The 24,365-nt window shown below is 60.5% G+C and carries 22 protein-coding genes and 1 pseudogene; 10 read left to right on the top strand and 13 right to left on the bottom strand.

What is annotated here, in order from left to right; all coding sequences use genetic code 11:
• Nucleotides 1–55: 55 nt before the first annotated feature.
• Together EYC95_RS26085 and EYC95_RS26080 are read right to left on the bottom strand one after the other, a co-directional pair.
• A complete protein-coding gene (locus EYC95_RS26085; RefSeq protein ID WP_131062889.1) occupies nt 56–985 on the bottom strand; it encodes a LysR family transcriptional regulator in 930 nt (309 codons plus the stop codon).
• An 87-nt stretch (nt 986–1,072) separates the two neighbouring features.
• Entirely contained in the window at nt 1,073–1,513 is a 441-nt protein-coding gene (locus tag EYC95_RS26080) for a carboxymuconolactone decarboxylase family protein (protein ID WP_131062888.1), read from the bottom strand.
• A 205-nt stretch (nt 1,514–1,718) separates the two neighbouring features.
• Between EYC95_RS26080 and EYC95_RS26075 the strand changes: the two genes are divergently transcribed.
• The 3 genes and pseudogenes from EYC95_RS26075 (at nt 1,719) to EYC95_RS26065 (ending at nt 4,760) form a co-directional block, all read left to right on the top strand.
• Nucleotides 1,719–3,152, top strand: a complete 1,434-nt coding sequence (locus tag EYC95_RS26075) for a PLP-dependent aminotransferase family protein (protein ID WP_131062887.1) — start codon at nt 1,719–1,721, stop codon at nt 3,150–3,152.
• Nucleotides 3,153–3,275: 123 nt separating this feature from the next.
• A complete protein-coding gene (locus EYC95_RS26070; RefSeq protein ID WP_131062886.1) occupies nt 3,276–3,569 on the top strand; it encodes an antibiotic biosynthesis monooxygenase family protein in 294 nt (97 codons plus the stop codon).
• A 481-nt stretch (nt 3,570–4,050) separates the two neighbouring features.
• Nucleotides 4,051–4,760, top strand: a pseudogene (locus EYC95_RS26065) (ATPase).
• A 163-nt stretch (nt 4,761–4,923) separates the two neighbouring features.
• On the opposite strand, the gene EYC95_RS26060 reads toward EYC95_RS26065, so the two are convergent.
• Nucleotides 4,924–9,825: an NAD-glutamate dehydrogenase gene (locus EYC95_RS26060; protein WP_131062885.1), complete on the bottom strand. Its 4,902-nt coding sequence runs from the start codon at nt 9,823–9,825 to the stop codon at nt 4,924–4,926.
• A gap of 503 nt (nt 9,826–10,328) precedes the next feature.
• On the opposite strand from EYC95_RS26060, the gene EYC95_RS26055 reads away from it, so the two are divergent.
• The 7 genes from EYC95_RS26055 (at nt 10,329) to EYC95_RS26025 (ending at nt 17,818) form a co-directional block, all read left to right on the top strand.
• On the top strand, nt 10,329–10,682 hold the full coding sequence (locus EYC95_RS26055; protein WP_131062884.1) for a hypothetical protein: 354 nt from the start codon (nt 10,329–10,331) through the stop codon (nt 10,680–10,682).
• A 290-nt stretch (nt 10,683–10,972) separates the two neighbouring features.
• Nucleotides 10,973–11,932 (top strand): MoxR family ATPase, encoded by a 960-nt coding sequence (locus tag EYC95_RS26050; protein ID WP_008150800.1) that lies wholly within the window; start codon nt 10,973–10,975, stop codon nt 11,930–11,932.
• Nucleotides 11,933–11,937: 5 nt separating this feature from the next.
• On the top strand, nt 11,938–12,882 hold the full coding sequence (locus EYC95_RS26045; protein WP_131062883.1) for a DUF58 domain-containing protein: 945 nt from the start codon (nt 11,938–11,940) through the stop codon (nt 12,880–12,882).
• Nucleotides 12,879–13,373 carry a DUF4381 domain-containing protein gene (locus EYC95_RS26040; protein WP_131062882.1) on the top strand — a complete coding sequence of 165 codons (495 nt, stop codon included), beginning with the start codon at nt 12,879–12,881 and terminating at the stop codon, nt 13,371–13,373. Before EYC95_RS26045 ends, EYC95_RS26040 begins: the two co-directional genes overlap by 4 nt.
• Nucleotides 13,366–14,445: a VWA domain-containing protein gene (locus EYC95_RS26035; protein WP_131062881.1), complete on the top strand. Its 1,080-nt coding sequence runs from the start codon at nt 13,366–13,368 to the stop codon at nt 14,443–14,445. Before EYC95_RS26040 ends, EYC95_RS26035 begins: the two co-directional genes overlap by 8 nt.
• On the top strand, nt 14,442–16,181 hold the full coding sequence (locus tag EYC95_RS26030) for a VWA domain-containing protein (protein WP_131062880.1): 1,740 nt from the start codon (nt 14,442–14,444) through the stop codon (nt 16,179–16,181). Before EYC95_RS26035 ends, EYC95_RS26030 begins: the two co-directional genes overlap by 4 nt.
• On the top strand, nt 16,178–17,818 hold the full coding sequence (locus EYC95_RS26025; RefSeq protein ID WP_131062879.1) for a BatD family protein: 1,641 nt from the start codon (nt 16,178–16,180) through the stop codon (nt 17,816–17,818). Before EYC95_RS26030 ends, EYC95_RS26025 begins: the two co-directional genes overlap by 4 nt.
• A gap of 136 nt (nt 17,819–17,954) precedes the next feature.
• Here EYC95_RS26025 and EYC95_RS26020 read toward each other — a convergent pair whose 3' ends face one another.
• The 10 genes from EYC95_RS26020 to EYC95_RS25975 all read right to left on the bottom strand — a co-directional run bounded on the left by EYC95_RS26020 (nt 17,955) and on the right by EYC95_RS25975 (nt 24,346).
• Complete coding sequence (locus EYC95_RS26020; protein ID WP_131062878.1) at nt 17,955–18,566, bottom strand: formyltransferase family protein; 612 nt, start codon at nt 18,564–18,566, stop codon at nt 17,955–17,957.
• Nucleotides 18,557–19,681, bottom strand: a complete 1,125-nt coding sequence (locus EYC95_RS26015) for a GNAT family N-acetyltransferase (RefSeq protein WP_131062877.1) — start codon at nt 19,679–19,681, stop codon at nt 18,557–18,559. Before EYC95_RS26015 ends, EYC95_RS26020 begins: the two co-directional genes overlap by 10 nt.
• Entirely contained in the window at nt 19,678–19,830 is a 153-nt protein-coding gene (locus EYC95_RS30245; RefSeq protein WP_165557507.1) for a hypothetical protein, read from the bottom strand. The genes EYC95_RS26015 and EYC95_RS30245 overlap by 4 nt, the downstream gene beginning before the upstream one ends.
• Nucleotides 19,799–19,993, bottom strand: a complete 195-nt coding sequence (locus EYC95_RS26010) for a Com family DNA-binding transcriptional regulator (RefSeq protein WP_131062876.1) — start codon at nt 19,991–19,993, stop codon at nt 19,799–19,801. Before EYC95_RS26010 ends, EYC95_RS30245 begins: the two co-directional genes overlap by 32 nt.
• A gap of 138 nt (nt 19,994–20,131) precedes the next feature.
• Nucleotides 20,132–20,584, bottom strand: a complete 453-nt coding sequence (locus tag EYC95_RS26005; protein ID WP_131062875.1) for a YiiX/YebB-like N1pC/P60 family cysteine hydrolase — start codon at nt 20,582–20,584, stop codon at nt 20,132–20,134.
• A 2-nt stretch (nt 20,585–20,586) separates the two neighbouring features.
• On the bottom strand, nt 20,587–21,165 hold the full coding sequence (locus EYC95_RS26000) for a hypothetical protein (RefSeq protein ID WP_256657002.1): 579 nt from the start codon (nt 21,163–21,165) through the stop codon (nt 20,587–20,589).
• A gap of 9 nt (nt 21,166–21,174) precedes the next feature.
• Nucleotides 21,175–22,323, bottom strand: a complete 1,149-nt coding sequence (locus EYC95_RS30765) for a hypothetical protein (protein WP_256657001.1) — start codon at nt 22,321–22,323, stop codon at nt 21,175–21,177.
• Nucleotides 22,323–22,871, bottom strand: coding sequence for a phage tail protein I (locus EYC95_RS25985; protein ID WP_131062874.1), 549 nt, complete (start codon nt 22,869–22,871; stop codon nt 22,323–22,325). Before EYC95_RS25985 ends, EYC95_RS30765 begins: the two co-directional genes overlap by 1 nt.
• Nucleotides 22,864–23,985: a baseplate J/gp47 family protein gene (locus EYC95_RS25980; protein WP_131062873.1), complete on the bottom strand. Its 1,122-nt coding sequence runs from the start codon at nt 23,983–23,985 to the stop codon at nt 22,864–22,866. The genes EYC95_RS25985 and EYC95_RS25980 overlap by 8 nt, the downstream gene beginning before the upstream one ends.
• Nucleotides 23,969–24,346: a GPW/gp25 family protein gene (locus EYC95_RS25975; RefSeq protein ID WP_131062872.1), complete on the bottom strand. Its 378-nt coding sequence runs from the start codon at nt 24,344–24,346 to the stop codon at nt 23,969–23,971. The genes EYC95_RS25980 and EYC95_RS25975 overlap by 17 nt, the downstream gene beginning before the upstream one ends.
• Nucleotides 24,347–24,365 lie beyond the last annotated feature (19 nt).

The following is a 24,365-nucleotide window of genomic DNA, read 5'->3' as shown; positions in this document are numbered from 1 at the left end:
ACTCTACAACGCGTTCTTCCTATCTGGCGAGAACCTTTGTGGGAGCGGGCAGTGTTCAGGCTTCAAACCACTCGCGCCGCTCATTGAAGGTGTTGTGGATCAGCTCGACAATCATCTGCACCTCCGCCTGCCCCTTGGACTCGGCGTTGACCGCCATCCACACCTGGCGCTGCATCGGCTGGTCGAACAGCCCCGACAGCCCCGACAGCGCAATCAGCCCGCGATCAAACCGGCTCATATAATTGGGCAGCAAACCGATGCAGGCGCTGCAACGGATCATCTCCAGCATCAGCTCATAAGAATGCAACTGCACCACGCCGGCCAGGCGCTGATCGATCACAGCGTGCCACGGCCGAAAACTCTCGACCTGACGGTCAGGCAGCCATTGCACCAACATGAAGTCGGCCAGGTCATCGAGGCTGTCGGGACGGGCCGCAACCCGCGAATAACGTTTGGCGATGTGCGGCAGATAGTCCAGTCGCGCCAGGCGCTGCGGCTCACTGATCGGGAAATTCGGGCCCGGCAGCGGTGAATCGGGGCCGGCCAACCACAGCACCACGTCGGCACTGATCGCCTGCAACGACAGTTCACTGTCCAGCGTGATGATATCCAGGCGAACGCTGGCGTTGCGTCGCAACAGCGAGACCAGATCTCGCCCCAGAATGTCGTGCAGAATCGACTCGGCCACGGCCAGTCGAATCAGCGGCTGTTCGATCACCGGCACGTCGTGCTCATGGGCCAGGGCGATCAATTGCGCCTGAAGCTGCAACCCTTCATGACTCAAGGCCAGGCCATTGTCCTGATGATTGAACAGCGAACACTGCAATTGCGTTTCAAGTTGCGCCAGGTGTTTGCGCAACTGGGTTGATTTGATGTTGAGGCTGCGGGCCGCTTGCATGAAACAACCGCAACGGGCGCTGACCCGGAAAGACTGCGCCAGTACCGGATCGATACTGGCGGCGCGGGTGGATTCCATGAATGACATCAATGACTCCTTGTCGATCTATCCTTGAAAACCTCATCCTGCGCAGCGTTTATGAACCTGACGTGACACCCGGCGCGGAAAATCGATTCAGCTGCTGGGGCTTTGCCGAAAACTCACCGCCAGGCGATTCCAGCTGTTGATCGTGGTGACCGCGATGGTCAAGTCGACCATTTCGTTTTCGTTGAACTGCTCCCGGGCCAAGGCGTAGACGTCGTCCGGCACATGGTTTTCAGAGAGCAAGGTTACCGCTTCGGTCCAGGCCAGCGCCGCGCGTTCGCGAGGGTTGAAGAAGCCGCTGTCGCGCCACACCACAATCGAATACAAGCGCCGATCGGTCTCGCCGAGCCGCCGTGCATCCACGGAATGCATGTCGGTGCAGAAGGCGCAGCCATTGAGTTGCGAGGCGCGGATCTTGATCAAATGCAGCAAGGCCGGCTCAATGCTGAGGTTGCTGGTCAAGGCCTCCATGGCAATCATCGCTTTCATCGCTTTGGGCGATGCGCTGTAGTAATCCAGGCGGGCATTCATGGAGCGACCTCTTGGATCAAATAGAGACTTCCAAGGTAGGCGCTGGCGCACGGACGTTACAGATCCAATTCAGCGAAAAAGCCGTGGACCATTCGCCGGCAGACCAATCCGGGGTTTTTCGCCCACGCAACTTCTGCACAGCGGCTCATGCGGGTAATCTGGCGCGACCCACAAGCGCCTCAATCGCCCCAGGAGCCTCGCCGGTATGGAACTTCATGTCGTCATCAACGGCCGCAAGGACCTGGCAGGCCAGTTGTACAACCAACTGCGCAGCGCCATTGAATCCGGCCGCCTGACAGCCGGGACACAGTTGCCGCCCAGCCGCTTGCTGGCCGAACAGCTGAGCATTTCGCGCAAGACCATTTCCGACACCTATGCACAACTCACGTACGAGAACTTCCTCACCGGGGTGATCGGCAAAGGCACGTTCGTCAATGCCCGGACAGCCAACGCCGCCCCCAAGCAAAGCCATTCGCAGTTGGCGAGCTTTGAGGTGATCGAGTCCTGGCGCAAGCTGCCGGTGTTTTTGCGTCACCCGACCCTGGAAGGCTCGTTACGCTACGACTTCATCGGTGGCGCGACCAGCAAAGGCCAGTTCCCGCAGGACGATTGGCGGCGCTGCACCTCCCACGCGTTACGCCAGATCGCCGCGTCGAAGGGCTTCTACAGCTTGCCCGAAGGCCTGCCGGCGCTGCGTAATGCAATCGCCCGACACATCGCGTTTTCTCGCGGGGTCAATTGCCAGGACGAAGACGTGGTGGTGTGCAACGGCGCGCAACAGGCGCTGGACTTGATCTCCCGGGTGTTGACGCGTCCAGGCAGCATTGTCGCCATGGAAGACCCCGGCTATCCGCCGGCACGTCTGTTGTTTGGCACCCACGGGGCCACGGTGATCGGGGTGCCGGTGGATGCCGAAGGGATTGAGGTGGATAAAATCCCCCTGGGCACCCGGCTGATTTACGTCACGCCGTCCCACCAGTTCCCGTTGGGCATGCCGATGAGTCAGGCGCGCCGGGTGGCGCTGCTGGAGCGGGCCCACGAGTTGGGCGCGATCATCATCGAGGACGACTACGACAGCGAATTTCGCTACGAAGGCCGCCCCACCGATTCACTGCAAAGCATGGATGAGCGCGGCATCGTCGCCTACGTCGGGACCTTTTCCAAAACCATGTTGCCGGAGCTGCGGCTTGGTTATGCGGTGTTGCCGCCGGCGATTCTTGAAGCCGTCATCCGCGCCAAGCAGCTCACCGACCTGCACACCTCCACCCTGCCCCAATGGGCGCTGGCCAAATTCATCGCTGAAGGCTGCCTGCTCAAGCACATCCGGCGCTGCCATACGATCTATGCCGGGCGCCGCGAGCGGATTCTGACGCGCATGGCGGGCGACCTTTCACCCTGGCTGGAACCTGTGCCCACTACGGCCGGTTTCCACATGGTGGTTATGTGCAAAGTGCCTATCGATATTCCATTGGTGATCGAGCTGGCCAAAAAAGTCGAAGTCGGGCTCTACGCGATCGACAGCTTTTTCTACCAGCAAGCGCCACGGGCCGGGCTTTTCCTGGGCTTTGGTGCCATCGAAACCCTGGACATCGACACCGCGCTGGACCGTTTGCACGACATTCTGCAACAGGTGGCCTGATCGATTGGTCTGCGGCTTTATCCGGCGATTGGCTATTGGCGGTCCCAAGGTGCAGGCCTATCCTGCATAAGCGTTATCCCTCAATGAGCAGGATTCGTCCGGCCTGATTCAGGAGTGTGAGCAATGTCCAACGAAGTGATCAATACCATAAAGGTGCAGGCCGCCGCCGGCCGCTCGGATGAACTGGGTAAGCAACTGCAAAAGATTGTCGACACCCTGCGTCAACAACCGGGCTGTGATTCCTATATGGTCGACCGCTGCCCAGAGGACAGCAACCGCTGGAACGTCAGCGCCCGCTGGCAATCGGAAGCGGCTATGCAGATGCATTTCAACTGCCCTGAAGTACAAGGCTTCATTGGCCTGATCGACAGCCAATTGGCGAATTCAGTGGATTTCAACAGCTTCCCGATTCGCTAGACCCTTTGTAGCAGCTACCTTGTGGCAAGGGGATTTATCCCCGTTCGGCTGCGCAGCAGTCGTAAAATCAGACCACGCGGTTTCTCAGCAGGACCGTGCTGGCCGGGTTTACAACTGCTTCGCAGCCGGACGGGGATAAATCCCCTCACGACAAGGCAGCTACAAAAAATTCTGTGTTGGATTGGTCCCCTCACCTTCCCGAATATTGGCTGTTTGATTGGATCGGACTGCGGATTATCGTTGTTTCCACTTGGAAAACTGATCGCTGAAAGACAGCCATAAATAAAAGGCCCGAATTAACGTTCCGGGCCTTTTTATTTCCCGGTGTAATGACCGGGCCTCGTTTAAGCCCAATTAAACTATTGGTCACCCAGGAAGTGCTGATTGGCTTCACTAAGCAGCGACAGGTTTAGTCTTGAAACACGCCGGGCAACCCGGCACTACAACTTTGCGACCCAAGTTGTTCCACTGGAAAAACACCATGAAACTTGCGCTTGTCAGTACCTTAACAATGACCGTTCTGTTGACGGGCTGCTCAGTTCCCACCGCACCCAAAGCGGTATCTTCGCTGGACGGCGTCTTCACTGAGCCGGTTGGCCGCAGCAGTGCCACGCATGTTCCCAATGGCAGCCATGTTTCACTGGGCATCGTCTACCGCCGCAACATCCAGGCCAACCGCGCCTACCTGCAGCACTATCAGGCCAACGCCGGCACCGGTTTCGACCAGAGCCTGCTGGTGCAGCCGATCCACGACGCCTACGTGGCCACCTCCAGGCCGGACCATGCGGTGGACTGGGTCAAGGCATCGTTGCAACGCCAGTTCGGCTCGGTGACGGTGTTCCCTGACATGCAAAGCCTCAGAGCGGCGAAGCCGGACGTGGTCGCCATCGTTGACACCCGCAGCCAATTGATGACGTCGCGCAGTTCGGATATCGAGGCAAATGTGAGTGCGGAGTTCTATGATTCGAACTTCAATTACATCGGTACTGCACAAGGCATGACGCTAAGGCGCTGAGTCCAGCGTGGGCGGATTACAAACGTAGCGAAGAGTCAGTGGCGGATATTAATGAACAACAGAATGTGCAAGTACGGGCATTACAAATGTTTGACCAGTCGCTCAGTAATTTATTGACCAGATCGACAGATAAAGTGTCGACGATCGACAACACAGCAGGTCAGAAGTTGTATTAAGGCGAATGGCCTCTTCGCGGGCAAGCCTCGCTCCTACAAGGAACCACTCATTCCCTGTAGGAGCGAGGCTTGCCCGCGAAGAGGCCCGCCCCAACACTACAAAACTTGCAGATAAAAAAAGCCCCGCCTCTTTCGAGACGGGGCTTTTTCATTCAGCGACTGATCAGGCCGCCGGCTCCAGTTCTACACTGGCGGTGACAGTGGCAGGCACTACCGCTTGCCCACTCAACGCCAGGTCCAGCAACTCACGGTTGGCCACCGCATACATCGCGTAGTCAGTGCCGCTCGCCGCACGGATCTCCACCAGCATGGCGCGCCAGCGTTCGATCATGCCTTTGTGCTCTTCCATCCACAGCGCCAGGCGTGTTTCCACGTCCTGGGTGCCGTCGCCCTGTTGCAGGACCGAGATGGTGATCGCACGTTGTTGCCAGTCAACGTCATCACGGAACGCCTCACGGGCCAGGGCCTGCCAGTTGTTTTCAACCGGCAGAGCGCTGATCTGTTGCAGGTACCAAGTGATGTCCAGCGCGCTGCCCACGGCGAAGTAAGCTTTCGCCACGTCCGCAGGGTTCTGGCCGGTCACGTCGGAAGCCTCGATGATCGGCAGCAGCGTGTACAGGTGCGAAGTGCCAGCCACCATGCGCGCGAGCAACTCCGGCACACCGGCTTCGACGTACGCCTCATAGCGGGCCTGCCAGTTCTCGTGGATCTCGCCACTGAGCAGTTCGTCGAGCTTGAGACCCAACTCCTTCAGATGCGGACCGAAGTGGGCGACGTCACGGGCAGCGTTCTGCTCGTTGCGGCGGGCACGCAGGAACCAGCGCGTAGCGCGACGGCCCAGACGCATCAGCTCGTCCATCAGCTCCAGTTGTACGTCGGCGGAAACCTGGTAATCCAGTGCTTCGATCTGACGGAACCAGTGCGGGAGATGGAAGATGTCACGCACGATCACATAGGCACCGGCCACGTTCGCCGGGCTCATGCCGGTCGACTCTTTGAGTCGTTGAACGAAGGTGATACCCATGTGGTTCACCAGATCGTTGGCGATCTGGGTGCTGACGATTTCGCGCTTCAGACGGTGACGGCGCATGGCGTCGGAGAACTTGCTCACCAGGCTCGGCGGGAAAGCGGTTTCCATGTCGCGCGTCAGGTAGTCGTCGTCCGGCACCTGGGAGTTAAGCAGCGCTTCCTTGAGGTCGATCTTGCTGTAGGAGATCAGCACCGACAGCTCGGCACGGGTCAGGCCATGGCCTGCCGCGATGCGCTCGTTGATCGCTTCTTCAGCCGGCAGGAACTCGATGGCGCGATCCAGCTTGCCGCGGCCTTCCAGATCGTTCATCAGACGCTTGTATTCGGCAATCCGCGGCAAGGCACGACGGGCCGCGAGGGACAGGGCCTGAGTCTGCTTGTAGTTATTGCCGAGCACCAGGTTGCCGACTTCGTCGGTCATGCTCGCCAGCAACTGGTTACGTTGCTTGTCGGTCATGTCACCGGCCTGAACCACTTCGTTCAGCAGGATCTTGATGTTTACTTCGTGGTCGGAGCAGTCCACGCCACCGGCGTTGTCGATGAAGTCGGTGTTGGAACCGCCGCCATTTAGACCGAATTCGACACGACCCAGTTGGGTCATACCGAGGTTACCGCCCTCGCCCACGACTTTGCAGCGCAGTTCGTTACCGTTCACGCGCAGTGCATCGTTGGCCTTGTCGCCGACATCGGCGTGGCTTTCGCTGCTGGCTTTGACGTAAGTACCGATACCGCCGTTCCACAACAGGTCCACCGGGGCCTTGAGCAAGGCATTCAGCAGTTCGGTCGGGGTCAGCTTGTCAGCCTGAATGTCGAAACGCTCTTTCATCTGCGGGGAAATCGCGATGCTTTTCGCGCTACGGGAGAAGATCCCGCCGCCTTCGGACATGATGCTGGTGTCGTAATCCGACCACGCCGAACGCGGCAGGTCGAACAGGCGCTGACGCTCGGCAAAGCTGTTCGCCGGCTCAGGGTTCGGGTCGATGAAGATGTGCAGGTGGTTGAATGCGGCGACCAGTTGCAGCGTCTCCGACATCAACAAGCCGTTACCGAACACGTCACCGGCCATGTCGCCGACACCGACCACGGTGATGCTGTCTTTCTGCACATTGATGCCGCGTTCGCGGAAGTGACGTTGTACGCCAACCCACGCGCCCTTGGCGGTGATGCCCATCTTCTTGTGGTCGTAACCGGCCGAGCCGCCCGAGGCGAATGCATCACCGAGCCAGAAGCCATAGTCGATGGCGATACCGTTGGCGATGTCGGAGAAGGTCGCAGTGCCCTTGTCCGCAGCGACCACCAGGTACGGGTCATCGTCGTCATGACGCACAACGTTGGCCGGCGGAACCAGCGCGCCGTCCTTCAGGTTGTCGGTGATGTCCAGCAGGCCCGAGATGAAGATGCGGTAGCAGGCGATGCCTTCGGCCGCGATCTCGTCACGGCTGCCACCCAGTGGCAGGCGACGCGGCAGGAAGCCGCCCTTGGCGCCGACCGGCACGATGACCGAGTTCTTCACTTGCTGGGCTTTTACCAGGCCCAGGACTTCGGTACGGAAGTCTTCTTCACGGTCAGACCAGCGCAGACCACCGCGAGCAACGTTGCCAAAGCGCAGGTGCACGCCTTCGACGCGTGGCGAGTAAACGAAGATTTCGAACTTCGGTACTGGCTTCGGCAGCTCGGGAATCTGGTGCGGGTTGAACTTGAAGCTGAAGTAGGACTTGTTCTTGCCGTTCGCATCGGTCTGGTAGAAGTTGGTCCGCAACGTGGCCTTGATCAGGTCCAGGTAGCGACGCAGGATGCGGTCTTCGTTCAGCACCTGGACTTCGTCCAGCGCGGCAATGATCGCGTGTTCCAGGCGTTGCTGCTTGTCTTCCAGATCGTCGCCGGTCAGCTTGCGCGCCAGGTAGAAACGGGTCTTGAACAACCGGGTCAACTCGCGAGCGATGTCGGTGTGGTTGTTCAGGGTGCTGGCGATGTAACCCAGGTCGAAGCCCAGACGAATCTGCTTCATGTAACGGGCGTAGGCGCGCAGCAGCGCAACATCGCGCCATGGCAGGCCGGCGGTCAGCACCAGACGGTTGAACGCATCGTTCTCGGCATCGCCACGCACGATGTGGACGAAAGCGTCCTGCAGGGTGTCGTTGAGTTGCTGGATGTCGAGTTCCAGGCCTTCGGCAGCGGTGAACGCGAAATCGTGAATCCAGAACTCGCGGCCGTTGTTGTGACGCAGGCGATACGGGAATTCACCCAACACGCGCAGACCGAGGTTTTCCAGGATCGGCAACACATCGGACAGTGCCAGCGGCGTATCTGCGTGATACAGCTTGCAGTGCAGTTCGCGTTGACCGGACACCTGACCCAATGGCTGATAGAAGCTCATCACCAGTGGATTTTTTTCGGTCAGGCTCAGCAGGTGCTGCATGTCGACCACCGCCGAATGCGCGGCGAAGCGCTCGCGGTACCCGGCCGGGAAGCCTTTCGGGAAATCGGCCAGCACATTGGTGCCGCTCGCCTCACCGAAGCTTTCAACCGTCAGGCTCGCGTAATCGTCCTGCCAGCTGCGGCAGGCTTGAACCACTTCTTTTTCCAGCAGAACCGGATCGATGTCGAGACGGTTCTTCGGGTCGACGCGCAGAATCAGTTGCACGCGAGCCAGCACGGACTCGGAGAAGAAGGTCCAGAACTCGCAATCCGAGGCTTTCAGGCGATCCATCAGCACTTGCTGGATTTTCTGGCGCACTTCGGTGGAGTAGATGTCACGCGGCACGTAGGCCAGGCAGTAGCAGAAACGGCCGTACGGGTCTTTGCGCAGGAACACGCGAATCTTGTTGCGTTCCTGGATCTGCACGATCGACATCACGGTGCTGAACAGCTCGTCCACCGGGGTCTGGAACAGATCGTCGCGCGGCAGCACTTCGACTACTTGTGCCAGTTCCTTGCCCAGGTGAGCCTTGGGCTGGAAGCCGGAACGGCGTTCGATTTCTTCGACCTTGCGGCGGATGTACGGAATGACCCGCACGCTCTCGCCATACACCGACGAGGTGTACAGGCCCATGAAACGGCATTCCTTGATGACTTTGCCGTCGGCATCGATTTCACGGATCGACACGTAATCCGGGTAGGCCGGACGGTGTACACGGCTTGGGTGTGCAGCCTTGGCGAACGACAACAGGGTCGGTTCACGCAGGTAGTTCACGGCGTAGTCTTCGATGCGCAGGTCATCGTAGGTCAGGCCGGTGCGCAGCAGTTTGGTCAGACCGAGGAAGGAGTCCTGGTCGTAGACGATGTGACCACCGTCGACTTCATCGCGAACCACAAATTCTTCATAGCCCAGGAACGTGAAGTGGTTGCCCACCAGCCATTCCAGGAAGCTTTTGATTTCGGCTTTTTCTTCTGGATCGACAGCGAACTGGCTGCTGTCCAGGTGGCTCAGGATTTCCTGGACCTTGGCTTTCATCGGTTCAAAATCGGTGACCGCGACGCGGACTTCACCGAGAACCTGCTCCAGCTCTTTGGTCAGGACATTGAGCTCGGCCGCGTTGGCGCAACGGTCGATTTCCAGGTACATCAGCGATTCTTGCAGAATGCCTTCGCCCTGGGTGCCTTTCGGCAGGATTTCCAGCAGCTCGCCCTTGCTGCCGCGACGCACGCTCAGCACAGTGGTTTGCAGGGTATGAATGCTGTAGCCGCGACGGTTCAGCTCGGTACGCACCGAGTCCACCAAAAATGGCAGGTCGTGGTGCAGCACTTCGACCGCGGTGTGGGTCGACTGCCAGCCGTGGCGTTCGTAATCCGGGTTGTAGACGCGCACTTGCGGTTGCGCGTGATCGAAGCGCTCAAGCAGGCGCCACGCAGAAAGGGTGCAGCCGGCGAGGTCGGACAACCGACGTTGGGTCAGCTCGTCCAGGGAAATGATGCCGAAGAATTGTTCAGCGAACAGCGCCACTTGTGGCAGTGCCTGTTCACTGATGTGCTGGGCCAGTGCCGCTTGCAGTTGGTGCTGGAAGTCGGCTTTGCTGGCTGCGGTGAAGAACGCCATCTGTGGTACTCCGCTTGGGCTTGTTATTGATGGAAGCGTCGCGTGCAAAACCCCTTTCGGGGCTATCCGTCACCCTGTTCCTGATTCTCGGGCAGAGGAAACAGGGTGACAGGTGGGTGAAGCTGGACGAGACACTCAGGTCACATTCACCTTCCATGAAGGGTTATCGGCAAAAACGCCTGTGCGATGAATTGCACAATGCCTTTACGGATATCCATTCGATGCGCAGCTTAACGAGTGCGGCAAGGCCTGTGCTTGCGGCGCTGCGACATATTCGGTCATCGGTACGCAGCTCGCGTCATATGCCTCGAACAACACTAGCAGCCGTGCAGGAAAACGGGCGTTTTATCCCCGGTTTTACGGTACATCCGTACCAGAAATGACCAGCAACACCCCAAGTGTTCACGACACATCCTCTGACACTCAGACAAGCAGAAATTCCCGAGGGCTGGCAGAATCGCCTTTTATTGCGTTCACAACGCTCGCCGAGCCAGGATTTCCCCATGCAAATGACCACCCCACTCTTGATCGTCAACCCGTGCGATGACGAAGAAGACAACATGGCCATGCTCTGCTGCCACAGCGAACAGGGCGACATGTTCCTGATGACCCGGTATCCGGACGAAGACGCGCTGGACATCAGCCTCGGCGACGAACCGTCGACCCTGGACGGGGTGAAAGTGACTCTCAGCGCTACCCGGCTGCTGATTGAGATTGCGGCGGCGGATGCGGATGCGTTGAATGGGGATGATTCGCTGGAGATCATTCACAGTACGGATGCCGGCGATCTGGCGGAAGTGGAAGAAACGCTGCAGAACATCCTCAAAGGGACTGGCATCTATATAAGCGAGATTTGATGGCGCCTGAACGGGCGCCTTCGCGGGCAAGCCTCGCTCCTACAAGGTCAGTAGCGTCCGCAGATAATGCGTACGACTCAATACCTGTAGGAGCGAGGCTTGCCCGCGAAGGCGTACGAAAGCACACCGCAAGACCCAGCCACTACAAATCTCCAACAATTTCCCCAACCATTTCCCACACTTTGCACAAAATGCCGTTAGTCGCCGCCCCCCGCGATGGATTAAAGTAACGCCCCCAGCCCTGGCGTTATTCGAACGTCTTCGGTCACCCTTTCCAGGAACAGTCATCGATGGAACATCGTGAAGCGCTGCTAGCGCTGCGAACCTTTCTTTCAACGCAGATTCTCGGCCAGGAAAAACTCATCGAGCGCTTGCTCATTGCCTTGCTCGCCGACGGCCACATGCTGGTCGAGGGCGCCCCGGGGCTTGCCAAAACCAAGGCCATCAAAGAACTCGCCGAAGGCATCGAAGCCCAGTTCCATCGCATCCAGTTCACCCCCGATCTGCTGCCGGCCGACATCACCGGTACGGAAATCTATCGTCCGGAAACCGGCAGCTTCGTGTTCCAGCAAGGCCCGATCTTCCACAACCTGGTGCTGGCGGACGAAATCAACCGCGCCCCGGCCAAGGTTCAGTCCGCCCTGCTTGAGGCCATGGGCGAACGCCAGGTCAGCGTCGGGCGCAGTACTTACGAGCTGTCGCCGCTGTTTCTGGTGATGGCCACGCAAAACCCGATCGAGCAGGAAGGCACCTATCCACTGCCCGAAGCGCAGCTCGACCGCTTTCTGATGCACGTGAAAATCGGTTTCCCGGACGCCGCCGTCGAACGCCGAATCCTGCAACAGGCCCGTGGCGAAGCCCTTAACGGTGAAACCAAGCCAGAGCGCCGGGTCAGCCAGCAGGCGATTTTTGCCGCGCGCAAGGAAATCCTCGGCTTGTACATGGCCGACGCCGTGGAGGAATACCTGGTGCAACTGGTCATGGCCACGCGCACCCCGGCCAAGTTCGACCCGGAGATGGCTGAATGGATCGCCTACGGCGCCAGTCCGCGCGGCTCGATTGCCCTCGATCGCTGCGCGCGGGCCCACGCCTGGCTGGCCGGTCGTGACTTCGTCAGCCCGGAAGACATTCAAGCGGTGCTGTTCGATGTGCTGCGTCACCGCATCATTCTTTCCTTTGAAGCCGAAGCCGCGGGCATCGATCAGGACCGGGTGGTCCAGCGGATTCTCGACGTCGTAGCCGTCGCTTGACCCCGATGAACGCCCTCCTGCCGCCCGAGCCGGGCATCCGTGTCAGCCTCGCCGAGCTGATCGAGATGCGCCATCGCGTGCGCGAAGTGCAGCTGTTTTCCACGCCGAGCCAGCGCAGTCCGCTGATCGGCCTGCACCACTCCAAGCTGCGCGGCCGCGGCGTGGACTTCGATCAGGTGCGGGTCTATCAGGCCGGCGATGACGTGCGAAGCATCGACTGGCGCGTCACCGCCCGCACCCAGGAACCCCACACCAAGCTGTTTCACGAAGAACGCGAGCGACCGATTTTCATCATGGTCGAGCAAAGCCGTCGGCTGTTTTTCGGCTCCGGGCTGATGTTCAAATCGGTACTCGCCGCCCAGGCTGCAAGCCTGATTGGCTGGGCAGCACTCGGCCATAACGACCGGGTTGGCGGGCTGGTATTCGGCGACAACGAGCATTACGAGATCAAACCCCGGCGCAGCAAACAAAGCCTGCTGCAACTGCTTAACCGTCTGGTACGGGTCAATCAGTCGCTGCACACCGAAAGCGAGCAAAACCGCGACTCCCTCAACCTGGCGTTGCGGCGTGCACGGGAAGTGCTGCGCCCCGGCAGTCTGGTGATCGTGATCTGTGACGAACGCGCATTGACCGAAGGTTCCGAACAGCAGTTGAGCCTGTTGTCGCGCCATTGCGATCTGTTGCTGCTGCCGCTGTCCGACCCGCTGGACCACGCCCTGCCCGCCGCCGGGCTTCTACGTTTTGCCGAACGTGGTGCGCAACTGGAACTCGACACGCTCAATTTCGACCTGCGCCAGACTTACCGCGCCCAGGCCGAAGCGCGCATCGCCCGCTGGGAACTGCTCGCGCAAAAGCTGCGCGTATTGCTGATGCCCTTGAGCACCCAAAGCGAGATGGTCGAGCAACTGCGCGAGTACCTGAACCCACAGAAACCGGGGAAAGGTCGATGAGCAGCCTCGATCAACTGCAACCGCTGATCTCCCCGCCTCCCATCGAGTTCTGGCCACCCGCGCCTGGCTGGTGGCTGTTGGTGTTGTTGCTGCCGCTGATCGGTTTCGGGCTGTGGAAGGCGCGGCGATTCATTCCGAACAAACGCCCGATTGTGCGCGCCGAACAACCGCTGGACCCGGTGCGTATCGCCGCACTCGCCGAACTGGCGCGGTTGCCAAAACCCTACGACGGCGCACCGGCCGGCGCCTGGTTGCAGCAACTCAACGGCTTGCTCAAGCGCCTGTGCCGCAACCATTACCCCTACAGCCAGAGCCATACCCTCAACGGGCGCAAATGGCTGGCGTTCCTCGACAACCGCTGCCCGGCCGCCGGCCTGACCCGCTGGATGGTGCTGGTCGAAGGCGCCTACAAACCTGAATGCAAACTCGACGACAAGGCCATCGCCGGCCTCACCCAGGCCGTCGACACCTGGATTCGCAAACATGTTTGAGTTCGCCTGGCCGTGGATCTTTGCCCTGCTGCCGCTGCCCTGGTTGATGCGCATCCTGCTGCCGGTGGCCGACAGTGGCGAACCGGCGCTCAAAGTCAGCTTCCTCAATGACCTCGAAGGCCTGGCCCGCCGCCGTGCCCGGGCCAACCTGCCGGCCTGGCGCCAGCAAGCGCCGTTCATTCTGTTATGGCTGTTGTTGCTGATAGCCGCGGCGCGCCCGCAATGGCTGGGCGAACCACTGCCGATCGCTGCCAGTGGTCGCGATCTTTTGGTGGCGGTGGACGTGTCCGGCTCCATGGATTTCCCCGACATGCAGTGGCAGGACGAAGACGTCAGCCGACTGTCGCTCGTTCAGCATTTGCTCGGTGATTTCCTTGAACGTCGCGACGGTGATCGCGTCGGCCTGATCCTGTTCGGCAGCCAGGCTTACCTGCAAGCGCCACTGACGTTCGACCGGCACACCGTGCGCGTGTGGCTCGACGAAGCGCGAATCGGCATCGCCGGCAAAAATACCGCCATTGGCGATGCGATCGGCCTGGCCCTCAAACGGCTGCGTATGCGGCCGGCCCAGAGCCGCGTACTGATTCTGGTCACCGACGGCGCCAATAACGGCGGCGAAATCGACCCGCTCACGGCGGCGCGACTGGCGGCGAAAGAAGGCGTGAAAATCTACTCGATCGGCATCGGCGCCGACCCGGAGCAAAGTGGCACCTTGGGCTTCCTTGGGATCAATCCGAGCCTGGACCTCGACGAACCGGCCTTGAAAGCCATCGCCCAAGCCACTGGCGGTCAGTACTTCCGCGCCCACGATGGCAAAGAGCTGCAGACGATCAAGGACACCCTCGACAAACTGGAGCCGGTGACTCAGCAACCGACCCAGGCCCGCCCGGCGCAGGCGTTGTATCACTGGCCTTTGGCGATGGCGCTGCTGCTGAGCATGTTGCTGGTGGTGCGCGAGCGTTGGCCGGACAACGCGCTACAACGGCTGTTCACCAAGGATCTGTTTTTGCAAACGCAACTGCCTGACTGGCGCCAGCGGCTCAAACGCCTGCGTCTGCGGAGGCGCCGATGAGTGCGCTGTGGCCGTACTGGTTCCGCCCCTGGTGGCTGCTGTTGTTACCGTTGCTGGGCTGGCTGCTCTGGCAACTCTGGCACCGGCAAAAACGCGCTGGGCGCTGGCAGATGATCCTGCCACCGGCCTTTCACGCCGCCTTGTTGAGCGGTGGAAACGGTCGCGACAGCAAGCTGCCGTGGGTCGTCCTCGGCGTGGCGTGGGTGCTGACCGTCCTGGCCTTGTTGGGGCCGAGTTGGGAGCGCGTCGAACAAATCAGCCAGAAATCCGCCGACCCGCTGGTGGTCGTGCTGGAGCTGACCCCGGAAATGCTCGCCACCGACGTTGCGCCGAACCGACTCGAACAGGCCCGACGCAAACTGTTGGACCTGCTGCAAATCCGTAGCGACGCCCAGACTGCAATCGTCGTCTACGCTGGCAGTGCCCACACCTTGGTGCCCCTGTCGGATGACCTGTCGACCAGCCGCAATCTTCTGGACGCGCTCAAACCTTCGCTGATGCCCGAGGCCGGTCATCGCGCCGATCTTGCGGTGACCAAGGCCCTGGCCCTGCTGAATCAGGGCGCTTTGGGTGACGGCCGGATCCTGTTGATCGGTTCAACCCTTACAGAGCTGGAACGCGAAGGCATTCGCCAGGCGCTGGACAGAAAATCGACGCAGTTTCTAATGCTCGGAATCGGCACTGCCGAAGGTGCGCCGGTCGCACAGGAGGACGGCAGTTTCCTCAAGGACGATCAAGGCGCGATTCTGGTGGCACGCCTGGACAGTCCGAGCCTGAAAGCCTTTGCCAATGAACTCGGCGGACGCTATCGCCCGGCGCGTCTGGGCGATACCGACTTGCGTGGGCTCGGCCTGCTCGACGGTCCACGTACGCTGCGCAACGACGGCCAGACCTTGCGCCTGGACACCTGGGCCGATCAGGGTTACTGGTTGCTGCTGCCGTTGTTGCTGCTGGCGGCGTGCGCCGGTCGCCGTGGCTGGTTGTTCTGCCTGCCTTTACTGTTTCTGCTGCCGCAACCGAGCTATGCCTTCGACTTCGAAGACTTGTGGCTGCGCCCCGATCAACGGGGCCTGCATTTACTCAGGCAAGGCCATCCGGCCAAGGCTTCGCAGCATTTTGAAGATGCGCAGTGGCAAGGCGTGGCGCTCTACGAGGCCGGCGACTACAGCGGCGCCGCCCAGCGGTTCGCCGAGGGCAATGACGCGCACGCCCACTACAATCGTGGCAACGCCCTGGCCAAAAGCGGTGAGCTGGAAGCGGCGCTCGATGCTTACGATCAGGCACTGGAGCGGCAACCGGATTTGCGCCCGGCACAGACCAACAAGACACTGGTAGAAAATCTGCTCAAGCAGAAAAACGCACCGCCACCGGTTGAGCCGCAGAAATCCGCCGATGACGACGCCGAGACCAGCGCGCAGGAACCGCCACCGGGTGCCGCCACGCAACCGGCGGACAATGACCACCCGAAATCCGACGCCGAGCAGGCCACGCCGGACGCCGGGCAGCAGGCCACAACACCGCCGAAACCGGGCACCAATGAAGTCCCGGGCAGTGAACTGGGCGATGAGCAAACCACCACGCCACCGCTGCGTCCGGCCAGCGACAATATCGATGGCGAACAGCGTCAGGCGCTGGAGCAATGGCTGCGCAAGATCCCGGATGACCCGGGTGAACTGCTCAGGCGCAAATTCTGGTACGAACAGCAACAACATCAGGATCAGGAAAAAACTCGATGACCCGCTTCACCCTTTTCATGCTCGCCCTGCTGTTCTGCACCGTTCAGGCCCAGGCAGCGGCGCTGGTCGCCAGTGTGGATCGCAGTCGCCTGAGTTCCGGTGAGACGGTCGAACTGACCTTGGAATCCAACGACGTGACGCAGTTCGGCAAGCCTGACCTGGCGCCGCTGGAACCGCTGTTCGAAGTGCGTGGCACCCGCCAGGTCAACCAACTGACCACCCTCAACGGTGACAATCGCGCCACCACGCGCTGGATCATCACCCTGCTGCCGAAGGAAAACGGCAGCGTGACGATTCCATCGCTGCAGCTGGGCGAGGTGCAGAGCCAGCCGATCACCGTGCAAGTGGTCGAGAGCGAAACCCAGGACACCACGAACAAACTGGCCCCGGTGTTCATCGACGCCAGCCTCGACCAGACCAGTGTGTACGTGCAGGCCCAGGCCATCCTGACGTTGCGCATCTACCATTCGGTGTCGCTGTACGACGACAGCAGCCTGACCCCGTTGCAGATTCCCGATGCGCGTATCGAACAACTGGGCGAGTCGCGCACGTACGAGAAAGTCATCAACAATCTGCGTCATGGCGTGATCGAAATGCGCTATGCGATCTACCCGCAACACAGCGGCGAACTGACCATTCCGGCGCAGCTATTCAGTGCAACGCTCGTGGACACGCAGCCCGCCCAGGACGCCGCAACCCAAGTGCCAAAATCCGGAAAACTGATGCGAGTCAGCTCCTCCCCGATTCTGCTGACGGTCAAGGCCAAACCCATTACTTACCCTGCCGACCTGCCATGGCTGCCGGCCCGTAGCCTGAGCCTGAGCGAAAGCTGGAACCCGGAGCCGGACCACGCGCAGGTGGGTGACTCGCTGACCCGCAGCCTGACCTTGAAGGCCGAAGGCCTGGCCAGCTCACAACTGCCGCCGCTGCCCGCCACCGACGTCAACGGCCTGCGGCGCTACCCGGATCAACCGGTGCTGAGCAACCAAAGCACCGAGCGCGGCTTGACTGGCAGTCGTGAAGATCGCGAAGCGTTGGTGCCAGGCCGCAGTGGCGCAATCGAATTACCCGCGGTGGAAGTGGTCTGGTGGAACACCTTCGAAGATCACCTGGAGCACAGCAGCCTGCCGGCCCGAACCCTGCAAGTGGCGAGCAATCCAAGCATGGTGGTTGATACACCAACGAATACCGCGCAGGTGAATGCCGGCGTCGACAGCGAAACCCTGTGGAAGTGGAAACTCAGCACGTTGATTCTGGCCTGTACCACGTTGCTGGGCTTTGGCCTCTGGTGGCGCGCCCGCTGGCAACCTGCAATCCTGCGTGCCGCGCAGACCGGCCCGAGCCCGCGCACCGTCCTCGACGACCTCAAACGCGCCTGTCAGGCCAACGACTCCCACGCCACCCGCCAGGCCCTCGACGCCTGGGCCCGGCAACAACCGGAAACCCTGGCCGACATGGCCGCCCGCTTCGTGCCATTGTCCGACGCGCTGGACGGCTTGAACGGCGCGCTCTACAGCGAAACCGGCCAGCACTGGCAAGGCGAAGAATTGTGGCGGGCAATCAAGGCGATCCCGATTGCCGAGCGGGTTCAGGACCCGGTGGGTGACAGTGGCCTTCCGCCGCTTTACCCCAAATAATCACCAATCCTTCTGGTGAAAGTGATGCGCGGCGCGAAAAATTCGGGCTTTGATGCGCGATAAATGGACGTGGAAAGTTTTTCACAGAGTGCAAAAGAATTGCATAAAGAAGGCCCCCTGTGGGGCCTTCTTCGTTTCACCTCGATAGTCGCCTGTTCGATACCCCCGGTTCCCAGGTCGCCAATGCAGGATCTTGTGGATGGCCTTTACAGTAGACGCCGGCATCGAGCATGGACAGCGCCTGGGAGAACAGGCGAAGCCCCATCGGGGCAAGTTCTCTGCGCCATAGCACTTGAGGCGTGTCATCCGGCCGGACGTGGCACCAGTCTTGGGCGAGTACTGGCCCTGTGTCCGCCCCGTCGTCCAGCCAATAGACCGAACCGCCTGTTACCGGTTCTCGCATATGAACCGCCCAATGCACCGCGTCCCGGCCTCGATGCCTTGGCAGCAACGAGGGGTGGTAGCCCAGCGCGCCGTGTGTCGCCTTGGCGCGGACGTCTTCTTTTATATAGACGTGGGCGTGTGCGGCGAGGATGACGTCACACGCCGGCACCTGGTCAGCGTTCAGGTTGCCTTGAGCCCAGTCCGCCGGCACACCCAGTTGTTGCGCCGCCGCGTAGAGCCGGTCGTATTCGCCATCAGCGCCGAGGGCCGGGCTGATGGCGATTACCACCTGGTGACCTTCGGCCAGGCAACGTTTCAAAAGCTCGGCCGCCAACCACTTCTGGCCGATGATCGCTACTCGCATGCGTTCTCCCCAAGGTAACGAAAGCCCTGAACTGCCCGAAAGTGGCCGCCGAAACCGCTGCCGGCATTGGAATGCCGGCCGAGCCGGCGGTTACTTTCTTTGAGGCTTTGACGGCTCTTTGCGTAGTTGCCGCCGATCAAGGCGGCCGAGACCTGCGTCCACCGCTCATCCCTGCGAAGTGCCGCCGCGAGGCCGGGGTGGCTGGTATGGAAGAGCGTGCGCAGCGGCCGCCCGTAGCGGTTGCTCCCCTCCAGCCACTGGCGGCACAAGGCGCTGAGGAAGCGCATCCCGACCCCGGCGCCTTGCCACTCAGGCATCACCACCAGCCGGCACGCCCGCGCCTCGATCAGCCCCGGCCGGGTCGAAAACGCGATGTGGGCCACCGGTTCCCCGTTGACCCAGCCAACATAGTGGGTGGAAGCGACCATCGGCGGCAGCTTCAGATAGTGATGCGGCTCAAACAGGGCATAGTCGCGCTGCTTAGCCTCGCGGACCTCAAGCTCAAAGCTTGGTCTTGGCCGAAGCCACCCCCGATGAAATTCGCCGGTACCGGTGTCGTAAACCCAGTCAGGCTGCACCCAATCAAGGATGTCGTAGTGGCAGGAAAGGAGAACCACCCGCCCGGACGTCCGGCGCCAAGCCTTGGCGAAAGCAGCGGCGCCCACGCGGGCGATCTGCCGGTCTACTACTGAGCTGAACTCATCGACGACAGCCATGCCAGGCGCTTCACAAACAAGCCTGGCCAGGTTCGCTCGGAACTGTTCGCCGTTGGATAGCACCGCGAACGGTCGAAGCCACGCCGGCACTGTGCCCAACCCAACGGCCGATAAGGCCCCGGTCACGTCATCGAATGAACCCATCGGGTCAATCGCGTCAATCATGGGCAGGTTCTTTGGCCAGCGGGGAGCGTAGAGTGAGCCAATGGCCTTGCCCAGCGTCGTCTTTCCGGAGCCTGACGGCCCAACGATGACGCCGATTTTCCATGGCAGATCCTCAATCGGCAGCTCGGCCGCGATATCGACGTCACAACCTGACTCCACGTTGAACAAGGATTTAACCCGTGCGGCCCGGTAGCTATCGAAGTCGGAACAGCGGTGGGATACCTGAACCTTCATACGCACACCACCCGGACTTTGTACCCGAGGGATTTGAGCTGTTGAAAGGCGCTCTGCTGCTCTGATTCATTGGGGCAAACCACGATGACGCCAAATTGTGGCTTGTACTTGAACCCATTACGGCCTGGGGCTTTGCGTTGCTTTTCCATGACAGCCTCTATCATCGGCGCTCGGCGGCGCTTGAGAAACGAGGCTCACGGCCTTCTGGTGGTTGATAGCCCCGCAGCGGGGGCACTTTATTTGAACCTCGCTCGGCGGCAACATCTTCGCGAGCAACCTACGGCATTGACCACAACGGACTTCTTGCATCATCTGCAAACCTTTTGCACTTCTGGTAGGCTCCCGTCCGCTCGCGCGAGCGAGGGGGCCTAGGCCGGTTCGCAGGCTACATCTGCCTACTGGCGGCCGGTTCAGGTGCTCGAACATCTGAACCGGTCGCCCTCTTTTATCTCACCACGTACACAGCTCGCCCACGGGCGGGAGCATCCATAAATGCTGCGGCGTTACCCGGCGCAGACTTTCACAGCGGTACCAAGGCTCACCTGCTTCGGCCGCTGACCAAGCGATCAGCTCGGAACAGAACCAAGCATCCCGACCTTGCCAATCGCGGCGTAGCCCCAAGCCGAGAACGGCAGTCCAGTCGTAAGGTTTACCGAGCTGGCTGCGGGCGGAGTCGACGATTCTCTGCGGATCGCGGGCCGGCAACTCGGCAATGGCGACCTCTTTTGCCCGGCCGATGGCTTCGTCAAGGTTGATCAGGCGCACGCCATAGAATGGGGTCGCCTCGATCACCTCGCCGCCGTCAACCAAGGCGACATGGCTCCAGCGTGACCAGGTGGCCGCGCAGATCAGGGCACCCAAAGGGCTTTTCGAACGACTGAACAAAAGCCGAACGGTACTCATCGTCAACCCTTCGCGTTGCCGACGCCGGCAACGGCCGTTTGAATCGCCTTGATAGCATCATCAGCAATCTGTTTGGCCTCCGCTGCGGCACCCGCCGCGATCTTCTGTTTGATCAACTCCTTCGCCTGAAGGCGATGCTCGCGGATTTGGTACAACACCTCCGCATACTGTTCCGCCTCGGCCAATATGCTGTCGGCCGCCTCACGCGGGGTTCGCCCCGTGATTGCCCACGCGGCCACTGTGCGCGGTACCGCATTGTCCGGGTAGCCGTCGTCCTTGAACTGCTGGGCCTCAGCGGCTGCGCGCTCGTACTCAACTGCCCGCAGTGGATCGCCGGCAACTAACCGGCGCATTTCGTCAGCGTAGTTGTCGATCCGAACACAAAGCTCCTCGGCTGTAGGGGCTGGCTCCCCGTCCTGCAACCACATGCCCGTCCATTCCCCTGTTGCCTTATCCCGTGCCCCGGCGAAACGCGGGTTCCAGCAAGGTTGAGGAAGCGGTATCAGTGTCCAGTTTGGGTAGTTTTTATTGTCGGCATCGGAGTAAAGAAACCCGCCTTTTGAATCGAGGATGTAATACATGATTTGCCTTCACGCTAGCTGAGTGCATAAGTGAATCTGAGCTTGGTAACCACCGGCTCCGTTCGTAGCGCCTACTGACAAGTCGATCGTCAGGTAGCCGTTGATTTCAAGTGACCAGGAGAGGTAGCCAAACGCCAAAGGTGACGACGTAACCCAGTCCCCGGTACCGCAACATCTGAATCGAGGTCTTGCCCCAGGCGGCAGGACGCACAGCAAGGCAGACTGGGCGCCAAGCGCGACTCCACGCGCAAAGTCGATGGAGACATACAAGTTGCCGTTGGCTGTCCAGTAGCGCGACGTATTGGCGTCGTAAAACCCGTTTAGAAAGGCTGGAGCGGCTAAATTTTTAGTTGCAGAGAAGTCGGTAATAGCTTGGCTCACCACCCACTGAGTGCCCGCCGTTGTGTAGGCGTCGGCTATCCCATAGCCGGCGAGAGTGGTCGGTTTTCCAGTCCCGATTTTCGACCAGTCAAGGGATGGGATGTCTGCTGCTGTAAGCGCTGAAGTCCCGATAACCAAGCCTTTTGCGTTGACGGTGACCTTCGTGTAGGCACCGGCTGCAACGCCTGAATCGGCAAGCGTTAGGGAAATGTTGGCGCTCGCCGATCCGTCAAATGAAGCGCTGCCGCTCGCCGCGCCGGTGATGGAAATATTGCGTGCTGTTTCGAGCTTTCGGGCCGCTAATGCGGTTCCGCTGATCCCGAGCGCGTCAGTGATACCGTACCCGCCAAGCGTGGTGGGCTTGCCGGTCTTTATCTTGCTCCAGTCCAGATCCGGGATGTCCGAACTGGACAACGCGCCGCCGTCTATCACCAGCCCTTTAACGTTGACGGTGACCTTCTGATAGACGCCCGCTGTTACCCCGCTGTCAGCAAGTGTTATGGCGATGTTGGCGTCCGCGCTGCCATCGAAAGACGCGTTCCCAGACGCGGCCCCGCTGATGGATAACTTGCGCGCCGTTGCCAGCCTGGTGGCCTTGAACGCGATTACGGTGCCCTCAACGAGTCCCTCAAACTTGGCCTTGAGCCAGACAGTCCGGCTCGCAAGTGCCTTGGCCGCTTTGTTGGCGATCCCATCGGGGCCGCCTAATACGGGGTCGGGCGTCTCAATCTGATAGACGCCATCCGGCCACTCTGGCGGTTCGGGTAGGTTTGCCATTATTTACTGCTCCCGTGATTGTATTGACCGTTGTAGTTCTCCAACCCGTTGTACCGGAGCGGGACAGCCTGGTAGTCGAGGGCGACCAACCGGCAACGAGCTGGAGCGACGGCAAGAAGAAGGCGGCGCAACATGGCCGCCTGGTCGTTGGTAATGACTCGTTCCAAGAGCGCGACCCGGTAGAGAGACCAAACAGGCGCGCCGCCTTCGGCCGGACTTACTCCTTCATCAATGCGAACTTCCCCAAAGCCCAATAGCCGGAAGACCTCTCTAATGGCCCACGGCGTGCCCTTGAAGCGGTGCAGCTCGGAGGCGTTTTTTATGAGGTCTCGCTTGGCGTCCACCGATTCGGCCAGTTGCCAAGCCACCTCATCCATCAGCGAAAACTGATCGGCGAGGTGCGGCAAAATTGCTGGTTTAACCAGGTCAACCAAGTAAACGAGCATCGAGTTGATATCGATCTCGTCCAGCGACTCTTGGAGCAGTTCACACAGGGTTGCGAAGCGCTCATCGCTCGCGAGCGCTGGGGGCAACTGTTGATTAACCAATGGCCACCCCCGCATCGATCAGCTGGATCGCAGTGCAATTGGCCCAATCATTTGTTTCGAGCACCGACAACACATCGGGGTACTCCAGCTCTGCCCGATAGACGCCGCTCACCTGCAGGAGAGCGGTCAACTGTTCCCGAACGATGTCCCGCCCGAGCCCCGCCCGGCGATCCTGTGCATAGGCATATGCAGCCGCATGGGCAGCGGCCAACGCCGTTGCTCGATCCGCTTCCACATAAAAAGTAAGGCGGGCCTTGATCTGAAACGGCCACTCAACCGGGCTGTAGGCGTGCACGGTATCGGTCAGCGGGCGAGTTTTTTCGCCGCTGAGGCGGCTTTGCATGCGCTCCAACAACTCAGCGGCTGGCAGGCCCGTATTCGTCAATGGGTAAACCGCTACGTGTCCATCCGGCTGGCCCTCATCGGGGCCGTGAACCGCTACATCGGTAATGGATTGATGCACAGCCAACGCGTGATAGCGGTAAGCGCCCCGGCTGCCGGCATTACTAAAGGCTTCGGGCGCGAGAATGATCCGCTCGCGGTAGCGATCGTCCGCTTCGTCCTCCGCGCCCTCGGCGGACGTTGTTGTGTTGGTAGCAGTCATGCCGGCAGCCGGGGCGTTGGCAAGACTACTGATTTGCCCAGCGGCCCAGCCGTTGCCCAATACCCCAGCGGTCAAGCACGTCGCCGTAACGCTGATGGTGGCTTGGCCGGCGGGAATGACCACGTCTTGATCAGTCAGAAAAACGAGTTTTCCGTCCTGAGTGCTGACCTTTGTGCCGGCGCGAATCAGCAACGGCTGTTGTACCGCCGCCGGCATGCTGAAGCGCAACATGCACCGGGCGGGAACGGCCAATAGCCTTGGGGTGGCTACCAGTTCGCCCAGATAATCCAGAATCGGGCCTTTCGCGAACCGTACCAGGAGCTGCTGGCCAGCGTTCTGTACGGCCGCCTCCTGACGCGTTACGGCGTAGGCTATCTGGTCGATGAAAAGGCGTTCCACCTGCGCGGGGTAGAGTGTCTTCCCTGACTTTTCCTCATAGCGCGCAATCAACTTCGCCTCGGTTGCTGCGGGGTCTACGTTGATAAAAATAGGTTTAGGCAGCTCGCGCAAAGGGCACCTCCGTCAACTGTGGAACGCCATCCGCTACCCGCCACTGCACGCGCATCGTGATCCGCGGGGCATCGATAATCACCTCGACCTTCACGACCGAGACACGGGTTTCCCATCGGCGGATCGCGTCGACCGCTTCGCGAACCAGGTGCGGGGTGACGCGGTTTTCTGGCCAGTCGATATAAAGGTGAAGATCGCTGCCGAACTCAGGCCGGTGCGGGTCGCTGCCTTTGGGCGTGGACAGCACGATATGAATTGCCTGGTCGATATCGCGCAGGCCTTCGACAACCTCTCCCGGGGTGCCGAGGGCGGGTTGCCAGTGGGCAGCGGTGATGTTGGTGTAGGGAATGGGCGTCGTCATGCGCCCATCATGCGAAAGC

The sequence above is a fragment of the Pseudomonas sp. BGI-2 genome, from assembly GCF_004310295.1.
Lineage (GTDB): Bacteria > Pseudomonadota > Gammaproteobacteria > Pseudomonadales > Pseudomonadaceae > Aquipseudomonas.
The sequence above is the reverse complement of the archived record's forward strand: the minus strand, read 5'-3'. Positions and strand labels throughout refer to the sequence as shown.

Coding starts and splice junctions, on each gene's coding strand:
- EYC95_RS26015 (WP_131062877.1), bottom strand. CDS start 19,681: ATGAAGGTTCAGGTATCCCACCGCTGTTCCGACTTCGATAGCTACCGG.
- EYC95_RS26070 (WP_131062886.1), top strand. CDS start 3,276: ATGTCCAACGAAGTGATCAATACCATAAAGGTGCAGGCCGCCGCCGGC.
- EYC95_RS26060 (WP_131062885.1), bottom strand. CDS start 9,825: ATGGCGTTCTTCACCGCAGCCAGCAAAGCCGACTTCCAGCACCAACTG.
- EYC95_RS26080 (WP_131062888.1), bottom strand. CDS start 1,513: ATGAATGCCCGCCTGGATTACTACAGCGCATCGCCCAAAGCGATGAAA.
- EYC95_RS26040 (WP_131062882.1), top strand. CDS start 12,879: ATGAGCAGCCTCGATCAACTGCAACCGCTGATCTCCCCGCCTCCCATC.
- EYC95_RS26035 (WP_131062881.1), top strand. CDS start 13,366: ATGTTTGAGTTCGCCTGGCCGTGGATCTTTGCCCTGCTGCCGCTGCCC.
- EYC95_RS26045 (WP_131062883.1), top strand. CDS start 11,938: ATGAACGCCCTCCTGCCGCCCGAGCCGGGCATCCGTGTCAGCCTCGCC.
- EYC95_RS26075 (WP_131062887.1), top strand. CDS start 1,719: ATGGAACTTCATGTCGTCATCAACGGCCGCAAGGACCTGGCAGGCCAG.
- EYC95_RS30765 (WP_256657001.1), bottom strand. CDS start 22,323: ATGGCAAACCTACCCGAACCGCCAGAGTGGCCGGATGGCGTCTATCAG.
- EYC95_RS26085 (WP_131062889.1), bottom strand. CDS start 985: ATGTCATTCATGGAATCCACCCGCGCCGCCAGTATCGATCCGGTACTG.
- EYC95_RS26050 (WP_008150800.1), top strand. CDS start 10,973: ATGGAACATCGTGAAGCGCTGCTAGCGCTGCGAACCTTTCTTTCAACG.
- EYC95_RS25975 (WP_131062872.1), bottom strand. CDS start 24,346: ATGACGACGCCCATTCCCTACACCAACATCACCGCTGCCCACTGGCAA.
- EYC95_RS26030 (WP_131062880.1), top strand. CDS start 14,442: ATGAGTGCGCTGTGGCCGTACTGGTTCCGCCCCTGGTGGCTGCTGTTG.
- EYC95_RS26055 (WP_131062884.1), top strand. CDS start 10,329: ATGCAAATGACCACCCCACTCTTGATCGTCAACCCGTGCGATGACGAA.
- EYC95_RS26020 (WP_131062878.1), bottom strand. CDS start 18,566: ATGCGAGTAGCGATCATCGGCCAGAAGTGGTTGGCGGCCGAGCTTTTG.
- EYC95_RS30245 (WP_165557507.1), bottom strand. CDS start 19,830: ATGGAAAAGCAACGCAAAGCCCCAGGCCGTAATGGGTTCAAGTACAAG.
- EYC95_RS26000 (WP_256657002.1), bottom strand. CDS start 21,165: ATGTATTACATCCTCGATTCAAAAGGCGGGTTTCTTTACTCCGATGCC.
- EYC95_RS26025 (WP_131062879.1), top strand. CDS start 16,178: ATGACCCGCTTCACCCTTTTCATGCTCGCCCTGCTGTTCTGCACCGTT.
- EYC95_RS26010 (WP_131062876.1), bottom strand. CDS start 19,993: ATGATGCAAGAAGTCCGTTGTGGTCAATGCCGTAGGTTGCTCGCGAAG.
- EYC95_RS26005 (WP_131062875.1), bottom strand. CDS start 20,584: ATGAGTACCGTTCGGCTTTTGTTCAGTCGTTCGAAAAGCCCTTTGGGT.